Source organism: Amycolatopsis coloradensis (genome assembly GCF_001953865.1).
Taxonomy (GTDB): Bacteria; Actinomycetota; Actinomycetes; order Mycobacteriales; family Pseudonocardiaceae; genus Amycolatopsis; species Amycolatopsis coloradensis.
Window position 1 is genome coordinate 119,375 of sequence record NZ_MQUQ01000017.1, and the last position, 18,306, is coordinate 137,680.

Below are 18,306 nucleotides of genomic sequence, written 5' to 3' on the forward strand. Positions count from 1 at the left end.
GTGCGGCTCTACGAACCCTGCCCCCGTTTCGCGGGGCGGATTCGTTCCCTCTCGACTGACCATCGCGGTCCCGGACCACTTCGTTAACTGGTTCAGCTTCGAACCACCCGAACGGAGTGCTACCGGTCGCGCCGACGCCTTGGGAGGCGGCCAGCCGTGACCCACCATGCCGGCAACAAGGGCAGCAAGGCCCCCGAAGGCCTGTACGACCCGGAGTTCGAACACGACGCCTGTGGTGTCGCGTTCGTCGCCGATCTCTCCGGAAAACGCGATCACGGCATCGTCGCCAAAGCACTGATCGCGCTGCGGAACCTGGAACATCGCGGGGCCCGCGGCGCCGACCCGGAAACCGGCGACGGCGCCGGGATCCTGATCCAGGTCCCCGACGAGTTCTATCGCGACGTCGTCGGCTTCGACCTGCCCGAACCCGGCGCGTACGCCGTCGGCACGGCTTTCCTGCCCCAGGACGAAAAACCGCGCGGCCGGGCGATGACCACCATCGAGCGCATCGCCGCCGAAGAAGGCATGCGTGTACTCGGCTGGCGTGATCTGCCCGTCCACACCGAACACGTCGGCACCGGCGCGGCCGAGACGATGCCGCACTTCAGCCAGCTGTTCCTGGCCGGGCTACGAGACGGACTGTCGGGACTGGCGCTGGAACGCGCCGCGTTCGTGGTGCGCAAACGCGCCGAGCACGAGCTGGTCGAGGACGACGTCTACTTCCCGAGCCTGTCCTCACGGACGATCGTCTACAAGGGAATGCTCACCGAGCCGCAGGTCGAGAAGTTCTTCGCCGACCTCACCGACGAGCGTGTCACCAGCGCCATCGGCCTGGTGCACTCCCGGTTCTCCACCAACACCTTCCCGTCGTGGCCGCTGGCGCACCCGTACCGGTACGTCGCCCACAACGGCGAGATCAACACCCTGCGCGGCAACCGTAACTGGATGGACGCCCGTGAGGCGCTGCTCGAATCCGACCTGATCCCGGGTGATCTCAAGCGGATCTACCCGGTCATCACGCGCGGCGCGAGCGACTCGGCGTCCTTCGACGAGGTGCTGGAGCTGCTCCACCTCGGCGGCCGGTCACTGCCGCACGCGGTGCTGATGATGATCCCGGAAGCCTGGGAGAACCATCAGGAGATGGATCCCGCGCGCCGCGCGTTCTACGAGTTCCACTCGACGCTGATGGAGCCGTGGGACGGCCCCGCGCTGGTCTCCTTCACCGACGGCACCCAGATCGGCGCGGTGCTCGACCGCAACGGCCTCCGCCCTGCCCGGTACTGGGTCACCGAAGACGGCCTCGTCGTCCTCGCCAGCGAGGTCGGCGTGCTGGAGCTGGAGCAGTCCACGATCGTCCGGAAAGGACGGTTGGAGCCGGGCCGCATGTTCCTCGTGGACACCGAGGCAGGCAGGATCATCGAGGACGAGGAGATCAAGAACGAGCTCGCCACCGAGCACCCGTACGACGAGTGGGTCGAGGACGGGCTGCTGCCGCTGGCGGGGCTCCCCGATCGCGAACGCGAGATCCCGGCGCACGCCGCGCTCGTGCGCCGCCAGCAGGCCTTCGGCTACACCGAAGAGGAACTCGACGTCTTGCTCGAACCGATGGCCCGCACCGGCGCGGAACCGATCGGCTCGATGGGCAACGACTCCCCCCTCGCGTCGCTGTCCAGCCGTCCGCGGCTGCTCTTCGACTACTTCATCCAGCTCTTCGCCCAGGTGACCAACCCGCCGCTGGACGCGATCCGCGAGGAGCTGGTCACCTCGCTCGGCACCCAGCTGGGCGCGGAGCCGAACCTCCTGGAGGCCGACGCGTCGTCGTGCCGCCGGATCGTGCTGCCGTTCCCGGTGCTCGACAACGACGAGTTCGCGAAACTGGTGCACGCCAACGACGACGGCGACCTGCCCGAGTTCCAGTCGGTCACCGTGCAGGGCACCTACGACGTCCACGGTGGCGGCGAGGCGCTCGTGCGGCGGCTCGACGAGATCCGCGCCGAGGTGTCCGCGGCCATCGCCGAGGGCGCGCGGCTGATCGTGCTGTCCGACCGCGGGATCGACGAGGACCACGCCGGTATCCCGTCGCTGCTGCTCACCGGCGCGGTGCACCACCATCTGGTGCGCGAGAAGACCCGCACCCAGGCCGGCCTCATCGTCGAGGCCGGTGACGCGCGCGAGGTCCACCACATCGCGCTGCTGATCGGCTACGGCGTCGCGGCGGTGAACCCGTACCTGGCGATGGCGACCGTCGAGGAGATGGCCGACCAGGGCCTGATCGCCGGAGCCACCGCCAAGCAGGCGACCACGAACCTGATCAAGGCGCTGGGCAAGGGCGTCCGGAAGACGATGTCGAAAATGGGAGTGTCCACAGTGGCCTCCTACACCGGCGCGCAGATCTTCGAAGCGGTCGGGCTCGGCGACGAGGTCATCCAGAACTGCTTCGCCGGCACCACTTCCCGCCTCGGCGGCGTCGGTTTCGACACGCTGGCGCTGGAAGTCGCGCAGCGGCACCGCCGCGCGTTCCCCGCCGACGGGTTCCGCGCGAACCACCGCGAGCTGGAGACCGGCGCGGACTACCAGTGGCGCCGCGAGGGCGAGCCGCACCTGTTCAACCCGCAGACGGTGTTCAAGCTCCAGCACTCCACCCGCGCCGGGAAGTACGAGGTCTTCAAGGAGTACACGAAGTCCGTCGACGACCAGGCACAGAAGCTGTACACGCTGCGCGGGCTGTTCGACTTCAAGATCGGCCAGCGACCCGCGGTGCCGATCGACGAGGTCGAACCGGTCTCCGAGATCGTCAAGCGGTTCGCCACCGGCGCGATCTCGTACGGGTCGATCTCGTCGGAGATGCACGAAACCCTGGCCATCGCGATGAACCGCCTCGGCGGCAAGTCGAACACCGGTGAGGGCGGCGAGGATCCGGACCGGCTCTACGATCCCGAGCGCCGCAGCGCGGTCAAGCAGGTCGCGAGTGGACGGTTCGGCGTCACCAGCGAATACCTGGTCAACGCCGACGATATCCAGATCAAGATGGCGCAGGGCGCGAAGCCCGGCGAGGGCGGCCAGCTGCCCGGCGCGAAGGTGTACCCGTGGATCGCGAAGACGCGGCACTCCACGCCCGGCGTCGGTCTCATTTCCCCGCCGCCGCACCATGACATCTACTCGATCGAGGACCTGGCGCAACTGATCCACGACCTCAAGAACGCCAACCCGGCCGCGCGCATCCATGTGAAGCTCGTGTCCGAGGTCGGCGTCGGCACGGTCGCGGCGGGCGTTTCCAAGGCGCACGCGGACGTCGTGCTCATCTCCGGGCACGACGGCGGCACCGGCGCTTCCCCGCTGTCGTCCATCAAGCACGCCGGCGGACCGTGGGAACTCGGCCTCGCCGAAACGCAGCAGACGTTGCTGGCCAACCGGCTGCGCGACCGGATCGTGGTGCAGACCGACGGCCAGCTCAAGACCGGCCGCGACGTCGTCATCGCCGCGCTGCTCGGAGCCGAGGAATTCGGGTTCGCGACTGCGCCGCTGGTGGTGTCCGGCTGCATCATGATGCGCGTGTGTCACCTCGACACCTGCCCGGTCGGCGTCGCGACGCAGAACCCGAAGCTGCGCGAGAAGTTCAGCGGCAAGGCCGAGTACGTGGTGAACTTCTTCGAGTTCATCGCGCAGGAGGTCCGGGAGTATCTGGCGGAACTGGGTTTCCGGTCCATCGCCGAGGCCGTCGGCCACGCCGAGATGCTCGACAAGCGCAAGGCGATCGACCACTGGAAGGCCGCCGGACTCGACCTGTCGCCGATCTTCCACGTGCCCGACACGGCACCCGCCGGTCTGCGTCACCAGCAGACGGTGCAGGACCACGGGCTGGAGAAGGCGCTCGACAACACGCTGATCCAGCTGGCCGAGGGCGCGCTGTCGTCCGGGGACAAGGTGCGGCTGGAACTGCCGGTGCGCAACGTGAACCGGACCGTCGGCACCATGCTCGGCCACGAGCTCACCAAGCGGTGGGGCGGCGAAGGCCTGCCGGACAACACCATCGACGTCACCTTCACCGGGACCGCCGGTCAGTCGTTCGGCGCGTTCGTGCCGAAGGGCATCACCCTGCGGCTCTACGGTGACGGCAACGACTACGTCGGCAAGGGACTGTCCGGCGGGCGGCTCATCGTGCGGCCGCCCGAGGTGGCGCGGTACAACGCCGAAGAGCACATCATCGCGGGCAACGTGATCGGCTACGGCGCGACCAGCGGCGAGATTTTCATCCGCGGCAAGGTCGGCGAGCGGTTCTGCGTGCGTAACTCGGGTGCGCTGGCCGTCGTCGAAGGTGTCGGCGACCACGGATGCGAGTACATGACCGGTGGCCGTGTCGTCGTGCTCGGCAACGTGGGCCGCAACTTCGCGGCCGGGATGTCGGGCGGTGTCGCCTACGTGCTGGACCTGCCCGCGTACCGGATCAACCCGGAGATGGTCGACGTCGACCCGCTGGATTCGTCCGATGTGGACTTCCTGCGCGAGGTGCTCGAAAAGCACTACGACGAAACGGAATCCGCGGTCGCGCGTGCGCTGCTCGCCGACTGGGACGCCGCCGTCGACCGGTTCGGCAAGGTCATGCCGAAGGACTACAAGCGTGTGCTCGCGGCGCAGGCGAAAGCCGAGCGCGATGGGCGCGATGTGAACGAGGCGATCATGGAGGCCGCACATGGCTGACCCCAAGGGCTTTCTGACCACCACTCGCGAGACGCCGAAGAGCCGTCCCGTCGACCTGCGCCTGATGGACTGGCGCGAGGTGTATGAGGACTTCGCGACGACGAAGCTGCAGAAGCAGGCCGGGCGCTGCATGGACTGCGGTATCCCGTTCTGCCACCAGGGCTGCCCGCTCGGGAACCTGATCCCCGAGTGGAACACGCTGACCTGGCGCGACGATTGGCGTGAGGCGGCCGAACGGCTGCACGCGACCAACAATTTCCCGGAATTCACCGGGACCCTCTGCCCGGCGCCGTGCGAGACGGCGTGTGTGCTCGGGATCAACGACGATCCCGTCACCATCAAGCGGGTCGAGATCTCGATCATCGACCGGGCCTTCGAAGAAGGCTGGGTCACGCCGGAGTCACCGGTCGTCAAGACCGGCAAGAAGGTGGCGGTGGTCGGATCCGGCCCGTCGGGACTCGCCGCGGCGCAGCAGCTCACGCGCGCGGGCCACAGCGTCGTGGTCTTCGAGCGGGCCGACAAGATCGGCGGGCTGCTGCGCTACGGCATCCCTGAATTCAAGATGGAGAAGCACCGCCTCGACCGCCGCCTCGAGCAGATGCGGGCGGAAGGCACGGAGTTCCGGACGTCGGTGAACGTCGGCGTCGACCTCACCGTCGAGGAACTCAAGTCGTCGTACGACGCCGTGGTCCTCGCCGGTGGCGCGACGGCGTGGCGCGACCTGCCGATCGACGGCCGCGAGCACCAGGGCATCTACCAGGCGATGGAGTTCCTGCCGCACGCGAACCGCGTCGCGGCCGGTGAACTGGACGTCTCACCGATCAGCGCCGAGGGCCTCGACGTCGTCGTCATCGGTGGCGGCGACACCGGCGCGGACTGCGTCGGGACCTCGCACCGCCAGGGCGCGAAGTCGGTGACGCAGCTGGAGATCATGCCGAAGCCGCCGCTTTCGCGGTCCGACGCGCATCCGTGGCCGACCTACCCGATGATCTACCGCGTCTCGTCCGCGCACGAGGAGGGTGGCGAGCGGCTGTACTCGGTCAACACCCAAAGTTTCGCCGCTGACGAGGGAGGGCGCGTTCGCGCGCTGAAGCTGGTCGAGGTGCGCAACGAGGGCGGCAAGTTCGTCCCGGTGCCCGGCACGGAACGCGAACTGCCCGCCCAGCTGGTGCTGCTCGCGATGGGCTTCGTCGGCCCGGAGCGGGATGGCCTGCTGGAGGCGCTCGACGTCGAACTGGATCCGCGTGGCAACGTCGCCCGCGACAAGGCGTTCAAGACCAGTGTCGACAACGTGTTCGTGGCCGGGGACATGGGCCGTGGCCAGTCGCTCATCGTCTGGGCGATCGCCGAAGGCCGCTCCGCCGCGGCCGGGGTCGACGCGTTCCTCACCGGACGGGACGTCCTGCCCGCCCCCATCGCCCCCACCGACCGGCCCCTCTCCTAGCGGTCGCTCTTCCCGCCGCGTTTAGTCCTCTACTTGCGTTGGTTGCGCGCGCAACTATCGCAAGTAGAGGACTAATTGCGTGGCGTAATCGCCTCGTTGGTTCTTTCGGGTGATAAAACCGCCGAAAGAGGGTACTTGCGAGTGAAGACGCCGAGCTTTCGGTATCGGTTGTATCAAGGGGTAAGACCCGCGCGGCGGCGGGGACCGGCAAGACCTGCCGGAGCCGTCGAGCGGGTCCCGATGAGGGGGTTCCTTGCTATGACCGTTGATTTGAGCGTGCCTTTGGAATGGAAGAAGGCCACCGGCGGCGCCGCGAAGATGCTCGACGAACTTCAGCCGAACATCCTCAAGGCACACGCTCGCGACCATTTCTCCGCGCTTTTCCTACGTTTTTCAGAGGCGGCGGCCGCGAAAAAGTTCCTCGCGTCACTCGTTCCGCTGATGAAGTCCGCGAAAACGCATCTGATCGAGGTCGACCGCTTCAAGGCCGAGGGCGTGAAGGGATCGCCCTACGTCGGCACCGGGCTGACCGCGGCGGGCTACCGGTTCCTGAAGATCGAGGCGCCGCAGGACGAATCGTTCCTCCGCGGCATGCGTGACCAGGAAACCCGCGAGAAGCTGAACGACCCGCCTCGTTCCACGTTCGATGGCGGATACCACCACGACATCCACGCCGTCGTCATCATCGGTGACGGTGCGGACGCTCCGATGACCGCGCGCCGGAACGAGGTTCTCGCGCTGATTCCGCCGACGGTTTCCGTTGTCGCGGAGGAAACCGGACTCGGCCGGGTGAACGCCCAGGGCGAGGGGATCGAACACTTCGGATACGTCGACGGCCGGAGCCAGCCGCTCTTCCTGATCGAAGACATCCTCGCGGAAAAGTCCGGAACGGACGGGATCACCACCTGGGACCCGACCGCTCCACTGAACCAGGTACTCGTCCCGGATCACTCGGCTCCCGATCCCGGCGTGCATTTCGGCAGCTACTTCGTTTTCCGCAAACTGGAACAGAATGTACGGCGATTCAAGCAGGCCGAGGAGGCCTTGGCGGATCAATTGGGCCTCGCCGGTGAAGATCGTGAGCGCGCGGGTGCGATGATCGTCGGCCGGTTCGAGGACGGCACACCGCTGACCACGCAACGGGAAGACGGGGAGGAAAGCCCGGTACCGAACAACTTCGACTACGAAAGTGACGACGCCGGCGCCAAATGCCCCTTCCAGGCCCATATCCGGAAGACGAACCCGCGGGGCAGCGGCGGCGCCGAGGAACCCCCGCAGGAGCGCCTGCACCTGATGGCGCGGCGGGGGGTGCCCTATGGCGAACGGGCCGACGACCCGAACGGCGACCTGCCGCCGTCGGCCCGGCCGAGCGGCGGGGTCGGCCTGCTGTTCATGGCGTTCAATTCGTCGCTGGACAACCAGTTCGAGTTCACCCAGGCGTCCTGGGCGAACAACCCGTCGTTCCCGATTCCGGACGCCGGGGTCAAGCCTCCGGGCCTCGATCCGGTCATCGGCCAGGGGCCGCGCCCGGAATCCGTCTACGCCAAGGAATGGGCGGGCACCCAGACGGTGACCGCGGATCCGTTCCCGCAGGCGGTGACACTGAAGGGCGGCGAATACTTCTTCATGCCGTCACTCGCCTTCCTGCGCGGACTGGGCGGGAAGGGCTGATTTCCTCACGCACTGTGGCCGGTTCCGGTGATCGGGCGGCGGGTTGTCCGCCGAACGTCACCGGAACGGACGCAAAACGGATATCGGTTCGGAGTCGACGCCGATAGCCCGCGAGACGGGCCGGTCCTGGGCGTGCCGGCCATCGGTGGGCGCCGGTCACACTGGGGGTGGCCGGCGCCCACTCTTCCCTTTTTCTCCTTGCCGTCCCAAACCTGCCTCTTCTCTCCGCCCGTATCACGACGCGTAGTACTTTGTCCGATGCGGTGAGCGACTTATCGCGCTTCGGGGAGGGAGCTGGAGATGAATCGGCATGAACGGCTGACGGCCTTATTGGACATGGTGGGGGAGCGGGAGAAAGTCGACGTCGAAGTCTCCGCGGGCGAACTCGGGGTCTCCCCCGCGACGATCCGCCGGGATCTCGATCACCTCGCAGGCCGCAATCTCGTGGTCCGCACCCGTGGTGGCGCCGTCGCGAGCAACGTCGCCTACGACCTTCCGTTGCGGCACAAGGCCGCGCGCAACGCACCGGAGCAGCAACGGATCTCGGCGGCCGCGGCGAGAATGGTCGATCCCGGCATGGTGGTCGGCCTCAACGGCGGCACCACGAGCACCGAGGTGGGCAGGGCTCTCGCCACCCGGCCGGATATGGGCGAGCCGAGCGGCGGCCCGTTGCTCACCGTGGTGACGAACGCGCTCAACATCGCCCACGAACTCGCCGTCCGGCCGAACATCAAGATCGTGGTGACCGGCGGGGTCGCACGGCAGCAGTCGTTCGACCTGTCCGGGCCGCTGTCCCATCTGTTCCTCGACCAGATCTCGCTGGATCTGGTGTTCCTGGGGGTGGACGCGTTCGACCCGGTGCACGGCGCGCAGGCACACCACGAAGGCGACGCGAGCACGAACCGGCTGATGGCGGCCCGCGCGAGGCAGGTCGTCGTACTCGCCGACAGCGGGAAGCTCGGCGGTCACGCCTTCGCGAAGATCTGCGCGACCGCCGATGTCGACGTTCTCGTGACCGACGGCCGCGCGGATCCCGAGCGAGTGCACGCCTTCGAGGAGGAAGGCGTGCGGGTGGTCAAGGCTTGAGCAGGTCCAGGGCCAGCAAAGCCGCGCCGAGCCTGCCCGCCTCGTCGCCGAGCTGGGCGATCCGCAGTTCCGGCATCCGCTGGAATTGCAGGTTCGCGGCCAGCCAGGCACGGACCGGTTCGAGTACGTAGTCACCGGCGGTGAACAAGCCGCCGCCAAGCACGACGACCTCCGGTGCCAGCAAGGTGACCAGGGTCTTGATGCCGTGACCGAGTCCGTCGAGGGCGTCGTTGACCACCGAGATCGCGGCCTCGTCCCCGTGCCGGGCGGCGTCGACGACCTTTTCGGCGCCTTCGGCGGGACGCCCGGTGTGCTCGCTGTAGCGGCGGGCGATGGCCGACGCCGAGGAGATCGCCTCAAGGCATCCAGTCGCGCCGCAGCCACACGGCAGCCGGTGGCCGACGTCGATGTGCCCGATCTCGCCGCCCTGCCCACCGGCGGCGTACAGCTTCCCGTCGAGCTGGAGCGCGGCCGCGATCCCGGTACCGACCGGAATGAAGGCGGCGTCGGTGCAGCCCTTGCCGGCGCCGACACGGAACTCCGCGAGCCCGCCGGCGCGGACGTCGTGCCCGAACGCGAACGGCAACCCCAGCCTGCTGTCGAGCAGTTCACCGAACGGGACGTTCCGGAAGTCGAGGTTCGCCGAGAACCGCGCCACTCGCTCGACGTCGTCGACGATGCCGGGGATGACCACGCCGACGGCGTCCGGCGTGCCGGTGCCCGCCTGCTTGCCCAGTGTTTCCACGATCCGCGCGACCTGGTCCGCCAGCGCCTCGCCATCCGCTCCGCGCGCCGTCGGCTCGCGCAAGCTGGCCAAGTCCTTCAGGTCCGCGTCGTACAAGGCCGCCTTGATGGACGTGCCGCCGACATCGAGTGCCGCCACCGCAGGTGTCATAGCTGGATTGTCACATTGACCGGACGCTTTGCGGAGACCTAGGCTCGACCGGCCAGACGTCGGCACCCGGAACGCGGTGAGATTCCGCGCGGTCGCGCCACTGTGACCTCGAACCATCCGGTTCGGGGAAGCCAGACCCGGAGCCGTCGTGTCACCCCTGAAGAGGCCGCGCTAGCCCGAGGAGGTCCCACCGCCATGTCCGAAGCGGTAGCCGCAGTACCCGTCCCGATCCGGATCCCCGTCCGAGAAATCCTGCCCTGGGCGGTGCTCGTCATCCTCCTTTCGCTGATCACGCTGTACTTTGTCAGCGCCGAGCAGGGTGCGGTGTCGGTGTTCGCGAACTCGTACGTCCATGAGTTCGTCCACGACGGCCGGCACCTGCTGGCCTTCCCCTGCCACTAGGCGGCACGCGCCCCATGATGAGGTCCTTGCTGGTCCGCGGCATGCTCGCGGGCCTGATCGCCGGTGTCCTGGCGACCCTTTTCGCGTACTTCTTCGGTGAGCCTTCGGTCGAGACCGCCATCGGTCTCGAAGGCGGCGCCGCGCATTCGCACAGCGCTCCCGACGCCGCTCCCGACGCCCACGAGCACCCTCCTGCCGACGCTGAGGCCGAGGAGGAAGAGCTGGTCACCCGTGGTGTGCAGAGCACTGTCGGCCTGCTGACCGGTGTCGGGCTCTACGGCGTCGCCGTCGGTGGCCTGTTCTCGCTGGCGTTCGCTTTCGTCTATGGACGCATCGGCACCCTCCGGCCCCGGGTGACGGCCGCGCTGCTCACCGCGAGCGCCTTCGTGGTCGTGTTCCTGGTGCCGTTCCTGAAATACCCGGCGAATCCGCCGGCCGTCGGGCAGGCGGGCACGATCGGAAGCCGGACTTCGCTGTATTTCGGCTTCGTCGCGCTTTCGCTGCTGATCGGCATCCTCGCCGCGGCGTTCGGCCGGAAGCTGGCCGACAAGCTCGGCGCCTGGCGCGGCGGGCTGAGCGCCGCGGGCGGGTATGTCGTGCTGATCGCGGTGGCGGCGGCGCTGCTGCCGTCGATCGACGAGGTCCCCGGCGGGTTTCCCGGTTCCACGCTGTGGAGCTTCCGGCTGGCCTCTGTCGGCACCCAGCTGGTGCTGTGGACCGTGCTCGGCCTGACCTTCGGCACCTTGGCCGAGAAGGTGCTGGCGCGTAAGGAAGTCACTAGCCCGCAGCCCGGCTGACGGACTCCCACGAACGCCATTCCGCGACGCGGCTCTGGTGCAGGTCCACGATGACGTCGAAGTCCCCGTCGCCGAGCAACAGGCGGCGGGGCGGGGCGGGGCGTCACTGGCCCCAGTTCGAGGACGGCCTCGGCGACCTTCACCGGGTCGCCGGGGACATCATCGGCGTACTTCGTTATCAGCGCCGCGTGTACCGGATTGTAGGCCGGGTTCATCGGTGACGTCTTGAGGCGGGCGCCCATGAAGTCGGTGGCGTAGATCCGCGGCTCGACCCGGCCTTCACCCTGCCTCCGCAGCACGGGGAGCACGGCCTGGCTCATCCACAGCGCGCCGAAGAAGTTCGTCTCCATGATCGCCCGCGCGTCGTCCTCGCCGACCTCTTCGACCGCGCCCATCAGGCCGAAACCCTCTACCGTCTCGTAGACGGCGGCTCTGTCCGTGACGTCAAGAGGCAGGATGACCACTCTGCCTTCGCTCGCGGCGGCCAGATCGTCGAGCACCTCGGGGCGGCGAGCGGTGCCGACGACGTTGTCCCCGGCGTTGAGGACGTGCTCGGCGACGAGACGCCCGAGACCGCGGCCTGCTCCGGTGATGAACCAAGTGCGCATTTCCAGCTCCTTCGGGTCACGAGACGAACCGTCTCGTCTCGTTGTGCTACGATACCGGCATGGCTGGAAACGTCAAGTCCCCGGATCCGACTCGGCGCAGCGAACGTTCACGGCAGGCGATCCTGACCGCGACGACCGAATTGCTCGGCGAGGTCGGCTACCCGAAGCTGGCGGTGGAGGCGATCGCGTCGCGGGCGGGGGTGGGCAAGCAGACGATCTACCGGTGGTGGCCGGACAAGGGCGCGCTGGTGCTGGACGCGTACCTGACGCTCGTCCAGGGTGCGGGCGAGCTGACCTTCCCGGACACCGGCGACCTCGGCGCGGACCTGCGCACAGCGCTCCGGTCCACGGTGAACCCCCTGGCGGACAAGGGTTACGAGGCGTTCTACCGCGCACTGCTGACCGCGATCCAAGGCGACGCGAAACTGTCTGCGGAACTCGATGAGCGGCTGATGCGGCCGTGGCTGGAGGCGACCAGGGCACGCTTCCACCGCGCTTCGGAAGCCGGTCAGATCGACGGCGCGGACATCGACGCCGCGGTGGATTTGCTCTATGGATCGGTCTATTACCGGTGGCTGCTGCGGACCGGACCGCTCACCGAGGAGTTCGGCGACTCGGTGGTCCGGCTGATGCTGCGCGCGCTGCGGCCAGGCTCAAGCACCGGGCGGGACGAAAGGCAGATCGACATTGACACCCGTTTCGATCAGGCGCAGGAGACGAGCGGTGTCGACGTGCTCCTCGACGGCGTCGGCGAGCCTGTCGAGCATGCTCTCCCGGAGCATGCCGAACCCCTGCGCCCCGGGGGCGGGTGACCAGTCAGCCACTTCGCCCAGCCAGGCACGGCGGAAACCGTCGTTCTCGAAGGCGCCGTGCCACATCGTGCCCCACACCGAACCCTGCCGACATCCATCCAAAAAGGACTCGGTGGGACCGGTGGTCGTCACAGCGCCGTGGTGGATCTCGTACGCCTCCACGGGTTGACCCCGCCATTCACCCGACGGCCGGGCCAGCACCTTGTCAGCGCTGAACGAGACACGGGTCGGCAGCAGGCCGAGGCCGGGGACCGTTCCCGCGCCGGACTCGACGTCGTCCTCGATCTCGGCGGCCAGCATCTGGTAGCCGCCGCAGATTCCCAGCACCGGACAACCGTCCGCGGCCCTCGCCCGCACAGCGTCCGCCAGACCGCGAGCGCGTAACCACGCCAGATCGTCCACGGTGGCACGAGAGCCCGGCAGGATCACCACGTCGGCGGAAAGGACCGTGTCCGGATCAGCCGTCAAAGCGACCGAGACACCGGGCTCGGCGGCGAGCGCGTCCACGTCGGTCGCGTTGGAGGCGCGGGGAAACCGCACGACCGCGATGCGCAGGGATCCACCGGTCGCGCCCCAGCCCGCGGCGGCCAGCGCGTCCTCCGAGTCGATCCACACCTGGTCGAGCCAGGGCAGCACGCCGAAGACCGACCGGCCGGTGAGCTTCTCCAGCGTTTCCAGCCCCGGCCGCAGCAGGCCGACGTCACCACGGAACTTGTTGACCAGCCAACCCGAAACCAGTGCCTGGTCTTCGGCGGAAAGGAGAGCGAGAGTGCCGAACATCGCGGCCATGACACCGCCGCGGTCGATGTCGCCGACGACCACCACGGGCAGGCCGAACCGCCGCGCCAGCCCCATGTTGACGTAGTCGCCCTGGCGCAGGTTGATCTCGGCCGGGCTGCCCGCGCCCTCACAGAGCACGACGTCGAATCGCCGTCGCAGTGAGGCGAAGGTGTCGAAGGCGATCTCGGCGAGCCCGGCCCGGCCGGTCGCGTACTCCCCCGCTTCCAGAGTGCCGAACGGTTTCCCGAGCGCGACGACGTGGCTGCGGCAATCGCTCCCGGGTTTCAGCAGTACCGGGTTCATCGCGGCTTCGGGTTCGACGCGGGCCGCGCGTGCTTGCAGCCATTGCGCGCGGCCGATCTCGGCACCGTCCGCGCACACCATCGAGTTGTTCGACATGTTCTGGGATTTGAACGGCGCGACCCGCACGCCCCGGCGCGCGAGCCAGCGGCACAACGCGGCGGTGACCAGGCTCTTGCCCGCGTCCGACGTCGTCCCCGCGACGAGCAGGCCGCTCACCGCGTGACCGCCACCGCGACGGCGAGCGCGGCGAGACCGACCGCTCTCGACAGGCGGACCGCGCGACGCACGTCCACCGGTTCCGGCTCGCGGCCGTCGCCGAGCACGCCGCGGCGTTCGGTGCGGCCGCCATAGCTGTTCGTCCCGCCCAGCCGGATCCCGAGCGCACCCGCGAAGGCGGCCTCGACCTGGCCGGCGTTGGGGCTCGGGTGGTGCTTCCCGTCGCGGCGCCAGATCCGGAACGCGGATTCGGCGAAGCCGCCCGCGAGCGGCGCCGACGCCACGGTGAGCGCCGCAGCGACGCGGGACGGGACCAGGTTGGCCAGATCGTCCGCCCTGGCCGACGCCCAGCCGAACCGGGAATAGCGCGGCGACCGGTAGCCGACCATCGCGTCCAGGGTGTTGAGCGCGCGGTACCCCAGCAGGCCGGGGATCCCGGCGACCGCACCCCACAGCAACGGCGCGACGACGGCGTCCGAAGTGTTCTCGGCGAGGGACTCGGTGGTCGCGCGCGCGAGCTGTCCGGCGTCGAGGCCAGTGGCGTCACGGGCGCACAGGTGTGAGAGCCGCTGCCGCGCGCCGGGCAGATCGCCGTCGTCGAGCAGCCGGGCCATGCGTGTGCCCTCGGCCGCGAGCCCGCGCCCGCCCAGGACCACCCAGGTGGACACCGCGGTGAGCGCGAACCGCGCGAACGGCCGCTTCCGGGTCAAGAATTGGGCGATGACCCCCATTCCGGTGACGGTTCCCGCGCAAACGGCGGTATACGCCGCACCCCGAACCTTCGAATCGGCCCAAACCCGCTGTTCAAGGGCTTGCGCGGCGCGGCCGAAGCCGGCGACCGGATGTCCTCGTCGTGGATCTCCCAACACGGCGTCGGCGACGTAACCGGTAACGAGTCCGGCTGCGGTGGCGGCTTGTCGGAGTGGCACGTGGCGAACCGTAGCGCGTGCACGAGAATGCGGGGTATGACCAAGCTGACGCATCGCCTCGCGGGGGTTCTGGAGACTCTCGCGCGGGCACTTCGCCGCTACTCGCGCGACGACGGCAAGGTGCTGATACTGGGCGGCGTCCGCTCTGGGAAGTCACACCACGCCGAGCGGCTCGCGTCCCGTCACCCGCACCTGACCTACCTCGCGCCCGGGCTGCCGCCGAGCGCCGACGATCCCGAATGGGCAGCTCGGGTGGCCGCGCACCGCGCACGGCGGCCGAGCACCTGGAAGACGGTCGAGACCACCGATCTGGCCACCGTGCTGCGCACCGCGACGCATCCGCTGCTCATCGACTGTCTCGGCACCTGGATCGCCCGGGTGCTCGACGAGGTCGGCGCCTGGGACCAGAAGAAGGGCTGGGAGCGGCGGCTCGACGACCGGCTCGAAGACTTCCTGGCCGCGTGGGAGCAGGCGAGTGTGCCGGTGATCGCGGTGAGCAACGAGGTCGGCAGCGGTGTGGTGCCTGCGACGGTGTCCGGCCGGGTGTTCCGTGATGTGCTGGGCGCGTTGAACAACCGGGTCTCCGCCGTCTCCGACCGGACCGTGCTGGTCGTCGCCGGGCGGATGCTCGACCTGCCTTAGGGAGCCGCCATGCGTTTCGCCATCGCCACGCCGGACGCCGACGCTTCGGCCGCCGCACGCACCAGACTGGACGGTTTGGTCAAGCCGCTGGGTTCGCTCGGACGGCTGGAAGACCTGGCCGCGTGGCTCAGCGCCGCGCACGGGGCCGTGCCGCCACGGCCGCTCGACGACGTCCGGGTGGTGGTGTTCGCCGGAGACCACGGGGTTTCCGGCATGTCCGCGTATCCGCGCGAAGTCACCGCGGCCATGGTCCGGGTGTTCCTGGCGGGGAAAAGTGGCGTCGGCGTGCTGGCCGGGCTGGCCGGAGCGAAGGTGCGGGCGCTGGACATCGCGGTGGACTGGGACGGCGCGGACGTACCCGCCGCGGTCCTCGCGCACAAGGTGCGGCGGGGTTCCGGCTCGATCGACGTCGAGGACGCGCTTGCCGAGGGTGAGGCGCGGACGGCGTTCGACCACGGGCTCGCGATCGCGGACGAGGAGATCGACGGCGGCGCGGATCTGCTCATCCCCGGCGACATGGGGATCGGCAACACGACGATCTGCGCGGCCGTGGTCGCCGCGGTGCTCGGCCTGGCGGCGGACGACGTCGTCGGCACGGGCACCGGGATCGACAAGGAGGGGCGGGCGCGGAAGGTCGCGGTCGTCGAAGCGGCGCTTCAGCGGGCTGGCGAGGTGAAGGACCCCTTCGCGTTGTTGACCGCGCTAGGCAGCGCTTGTCTCGCCGCGACGGCGGGTTTTCTCGTGCAGGCGGGTGTTCGCGGTGCGCCAGTGCTGCTCGACGGCGTGTTCTCCGGTGCCGCGGCACTCGTCGCGCGTGAAATCGCACCGGGTGCCGAGCAGTGGTGGCTCGCCGGACATCGCTCGACAGAGCCTTCGCAGGCGTACGCGTTAAGGTCGCTCGGGCTGGAACCGATCCTCGACCTCGGGCTGCGGCTCGGTGAGGGCAGCGGCGCCGTGCAGGCGGTGCCGACACTGAGGGCGGCACGAGCGATCCTCGCGGACATGGGCCTGTTGGCGGAACTCACTTGATCCTGGACGCGCTGAAGATGGCCGTCGGAACCTTGACCACGGTGCGGGTTCCGGCGCCGGGCGTGATCGACAAGCGCGTGGCGGGTGGCGCGATGGTGCTCGCTCCCCTGGCGGCACTTCCTCTCGCGGCTTTCGCTTCCCTGCTCGTCTTCTTGGGAGATCTGGCCGGGCTGCCGGCCCTCGCGTCGGCCGCCTTGGCTCTCGGCGCGGTGGCGCTGGGCAGTCGCGGGCTTCACTTGGATGGCCTCGCGGACACGGCTGACGGGCTCGGCGCTTCATACGACCGCGCGCGGGCACTGGACGTCATGCGCCGCGGGGATTCCGGGCCGACCGGTGTCGCGACCCTGGTGCTGGTGCTGCTCGTCCAGACCGGGGCGCTGGCAGGGGCGATCTCGGCCGGGCACGGGATCGCGGCGGCCGCGATCGCGATTCTCACCGGACGCGGCGTGCTTTCGCTGTGCTGCGCGCGTGGCGTCCCCTCGGCACGACCCGAGGGGCTGGGCGCGACCGTCGCCGGTTCGGTGCCACGATGGGCGGCCGCGGTGGTGTTCGCCGTGCTCGCGGGCTCGGCGGTGCTGGTGTTTCCGTGGTGGCAGGGCCTGACCGCGATAGTGCTCGGCTATCTGGCCGCGTCGGCGCTGCTGGCGCGGTGCGTTCAGCGGCTGGGCGGGGTCACCGGGGACGTGCTCGGAGGCTGTGTCGAGGTCTCCGTCACGGGGGTTTTGCTGGCTTTGTCGCTTTGACCGCTTCAGCTTCTCATCGATTTCGAAGCCGGAAGCACAGTTCGAGAAACGAGGTCTACGGAGTTTCGCGGGCTGCGCGGCCTCTCAGTCCCGCTCCGCTCGACGGAAGCCACTGTCCATATGGACTACATACCGCAAGGCAGCCTGCCGAGTGTAGGTAAAGAGGCCTGAGAGCGTTGAGTGCCGCCTCCTGATTTTACTAATCTCGAACCAGATGCAGCACGATGCCACGGTTTCGGATCCTCATGGACTGTGCCGCAGTCACCCGCCGGGCATTTTATCACTCTGCGGGCCCATCAGGTGGATCGAGTACGACTGAATGGCCTAGTTAGCGCACTTCAATGTTAGCCACAGTCACGCGTTGGACTTATCGAGTGATTCTCTGGCGGACCGCCGTTTGAGCACGAGGAACGCGGTAGCGTGTGGATCACGTCCAGGGGGTCGAGTGACTTTTGTCGTGGGTGGACACTGTGGGGAAAGGCCGATCAATGAGTAGCATGCCTGGGCGCGGCTTCTTGCCGCGCGGAATGAAATGTGCACCTACCGGGAATTCAATGATGTTCTCTCGCGTAATCGCTGCCACGGCGACCGTCGTTGCGGCTCTGACTTGCTTCACACCCGGGGCCATAGCGGCGGTTCCCGAAGAATCATCGCTTTCCGGCGTTGTTCCGGCGACTCCGACCGAGTTGGGCGCCTTCCTTGGCCGGACTGTCGAGTCCAACACCTTTGTGCTCCGGCCCATGTCAAACTCGAATCAGTGTCTCGATGTCTACGCCAGTGGCCAAGGCCCGTGGGTGCAGGCTTGGACGTGTAATGGCCAAGCGAACCAGCAATGGTATTTCGTGTGGTACGACAACACCCACAACTGGGAGGTCCGCAGCGCGGACACGTGGTGTGTCGACAGCCGTAACGGCCGTGGCGAGTCGCTGGAGCATCAGCCCTGCACCGGTGTCGCCAGTCAGCGGTTCAACGTCTACCCGATCGACTCGGCGCTGGTGTTCGAGAGCGCCACAAGCCCGAATCAGGTTTGGGACGTCTACGACCAAGGCAAAGGCACCATGGTGCAACTATGGGACTACAACCGCACACCGAATCAACGGTGGAAGAATTCTTGATTTTTAGTCTACCAAAGATCGGACAGTGACGCCCGGCTGACTATTTCGCTGAAGCGTGCACTGAAACTATCGAGCGCTGGCTTTGCAAAGGAGATCAGTCCATCATGAGATCCCGAACCGCACAAAGACTTATATT

At 68.3% G+C, this 18,306-nt stretch carries 13 protein-coding genes and 2 pseudogenes; 11 read left to right on the forward strand and 4 right to left on the reverse strand.

The annotated features are described in order from the left end of the window. Positions 1-156: 156 nt before the first annotated feature. The 4 genes from gltB (at position 157) to BS329_RS29860 (ending at position 8,899) form a co-directional block, all read left to right on the forward strand. A complete protein-coding gene (gene gltB, locus BS329_RS29845) occupies positions 157-4,698 on the forward strand; it encodes a glutamate synthase large subunit (RefSeq protein ID WP_076164766.1) in 4,542 nt (1,513 codons plus the stop codon). Further along, positions 4,691-6,142 (forward strand): glutamate synthase subunit beta, encoded by a 1,452-nt coding sequence (locus tag BS329_RS29850; protein WP_076164768.1) that lies wholly within the window; start codon positions 4,691-4,693, stop codon positions 6,140-6,142. The genes gltB and BS329_RS29850 overlap by 8 nt, the downstream gene beginning before the upstream one ends. A 258-nt stretch (positions 6,143-6,400) precedes the next feature. Beyond that, on the forward strand, positions 6,401-7,813 hold the full coding sequence (locus BS329_RS29855) for a Dyp-type peroxidase (RefSeq protein WP_076164770.1): 1,413 nt from the start codon (positions 6,401-6,403) through the stop codon (positions 7,811-7,813). Positions 7,814-8,113: 300 nt separating this feature from the next. Further along, complete coding sequence (locus BS329_RS29860; RefSeq protein WP_076164772.1) at positions 8,114-8,899, forward strand: DeoR/GlpR family DNA-binding transcription regulator; 786 nt, start codon at positions 8,114-8,116, stop codon at positions 8,897-8,899. On the opposite strand, the gene BS329_RS29865 is transcribed toward BS329_RS29860, so the two are convergent. Next, complete coding sequence (locus tag BS329_RS29865; protein WP_084750339.1) at positions 8,889-9,782, reverse strand: ROK family protein; 894 nt, start codon at positions 9,780-9,782, stop codon at positions 8,889-8,891. The two genes, BS329_RS29860 and BS329_RS29865, sit on opposite strands and share 11 nt — an antisense overlap. Positions 9,783-9,989: 207 nt before the next feature. Here BS329_RS29865 and BS329_RS29870 point away from each other — a divergent pair, with 207 nt between their 5' ends. After that, positions 9,990-10,196, forward strand: coding sequence for a CbtB domain-containing protein (locus tag BS329_RS29870; protein ID WP_076164775.1), 207 nt, complete (start codon positions 9,990-9,992; stop codon positions 10,194-10,196). Positions 10,197-10,210: 14 nt separating this feature from the next. Continuing rightward, positions 10,211-10,993, forward strand: a complete 783-nt coding sequence (locus tag BS329_RS29875; protein WP_076164777.1) for a CbtA family protein — start codon at positions 10,211-10,213, stop codon at positions 10,991-10,993. Positions 10,994-11,322: 329 nt separating this feature from the next. Here the strand turns inward: BS329_RS29875 and BS329_RS45575 are convergent. Then, a pseudogene (locus BS329_RS45575) lies at positions 11,323-11,601 on the reverse strand (SDR family NAD(P)-dependent oxidoreductase); the annotation flags it as partial. 59 nt (positions 11,602-11,660) lie between these two features. Between BS329_RS45575 and BS329_RS29885 the strand changes: the two are divergent. After that, positions 11,661-12,215, forward strand: a pseudogene (locus BS329_RS29885) (TetR/AcrR family transcriptional regulator); the annotation flags it as partial. A gap of 39 nt (positions 12,216-12,254) precedes the next feature. Here the strand turns inward: BS329_RS29885 and BS329_RS29890 are convergent. Together BS329_RS29890 and BS329_RS29895 are read right to left on the reverse strand one after the other, a co-directional pair. Then, positions 12,255-13,712, reverse strand: coding sequence for a cobyric acid synthase (locus BS329_RS29890; RefSeq protein ID WP_076164781.1), 1,458 nt, complete (start codon positions 13,710-13,712; stop codon positions 12,255-12,257). Next, complete coding sequence (locus tag BS329_RS29895) at positions 13,709-14,641, reverse strand: cobalamin biosynthesis protein (RefSeq protein WP_076164783.1); 933 nt, start codon at positions 14,639-14,641, stop codon at positions 13,709-13,711. Before BS329_RS29895 ends, BS329_RS29890 begins: the two co-directional genes overlap by 4 nt. A 36-nt stretch (positions 14,642-14,677) precedes the next feature. Between BS329_RS29895 and BS329_RS29900 the strand changes: the two genes are divergently transcribed. The 4 genes from BS329_RS29900 to BS329_RS43540 all read left to right on the forward strand — a co-directional run bounded on the left by BS329_RS29900 (position 14,678) and on the right by BS329_RS43540 (position 18,170). Next, complete coding sequence (locus tag BS329_RS29900; RefSeq protein ID WP_076164785.1) at positions 14,678-15,283, forward strand: bifunctional adenosylcobinamide kinase/adenosylcobinamide-phosphate guanylyltransferase; 606 nt, start codon at positions 14,678-14,680, stop codon at positions 15,281-15,283. 9 nt (positions 15,284-15,292) lie between these two features. Further along, a complete protein-coding gene (gene cobT / locus BS329_RS29905) occupies positions 15,293-16,312 on the forward strand; it encodes a nicotinate-nucleotide--dimethylbenzimidazole phosphoribosyltransferase (protein ID WP_076164787.1) in 1,020 nt (339 codons plus the stop codon). Beyond that, positions 16,309-17,055, forward strand: a complete 747-nt coding sequence (locus BS329_RS29910) for an adenosylcobinamide-GDP ribazoletransferase (RefSeq protein ID WP_244197345.1) — start codon at positions 16,309-16,311, stop codon at positions 17,053-17,055. Before cobT ends, BS329_RS29910 begins: the two co-directional genes overlap by 4 nt. 557 nt (positions 17,056-17,612) lie before the next feature. After that, positions 17,613-18,170: an RICIN domain-containing protein gene (locus tag BS329_RS43540; RefSeq protein WP_279628204.1), complete on the forward strand. Its 558-nt coding sequence runs from the start codon at positions 17,613-17,615 to the stop codon at positions 18,168-18,170. Positions 18,171-18,306: the final 136 nt, after the last annotated feature.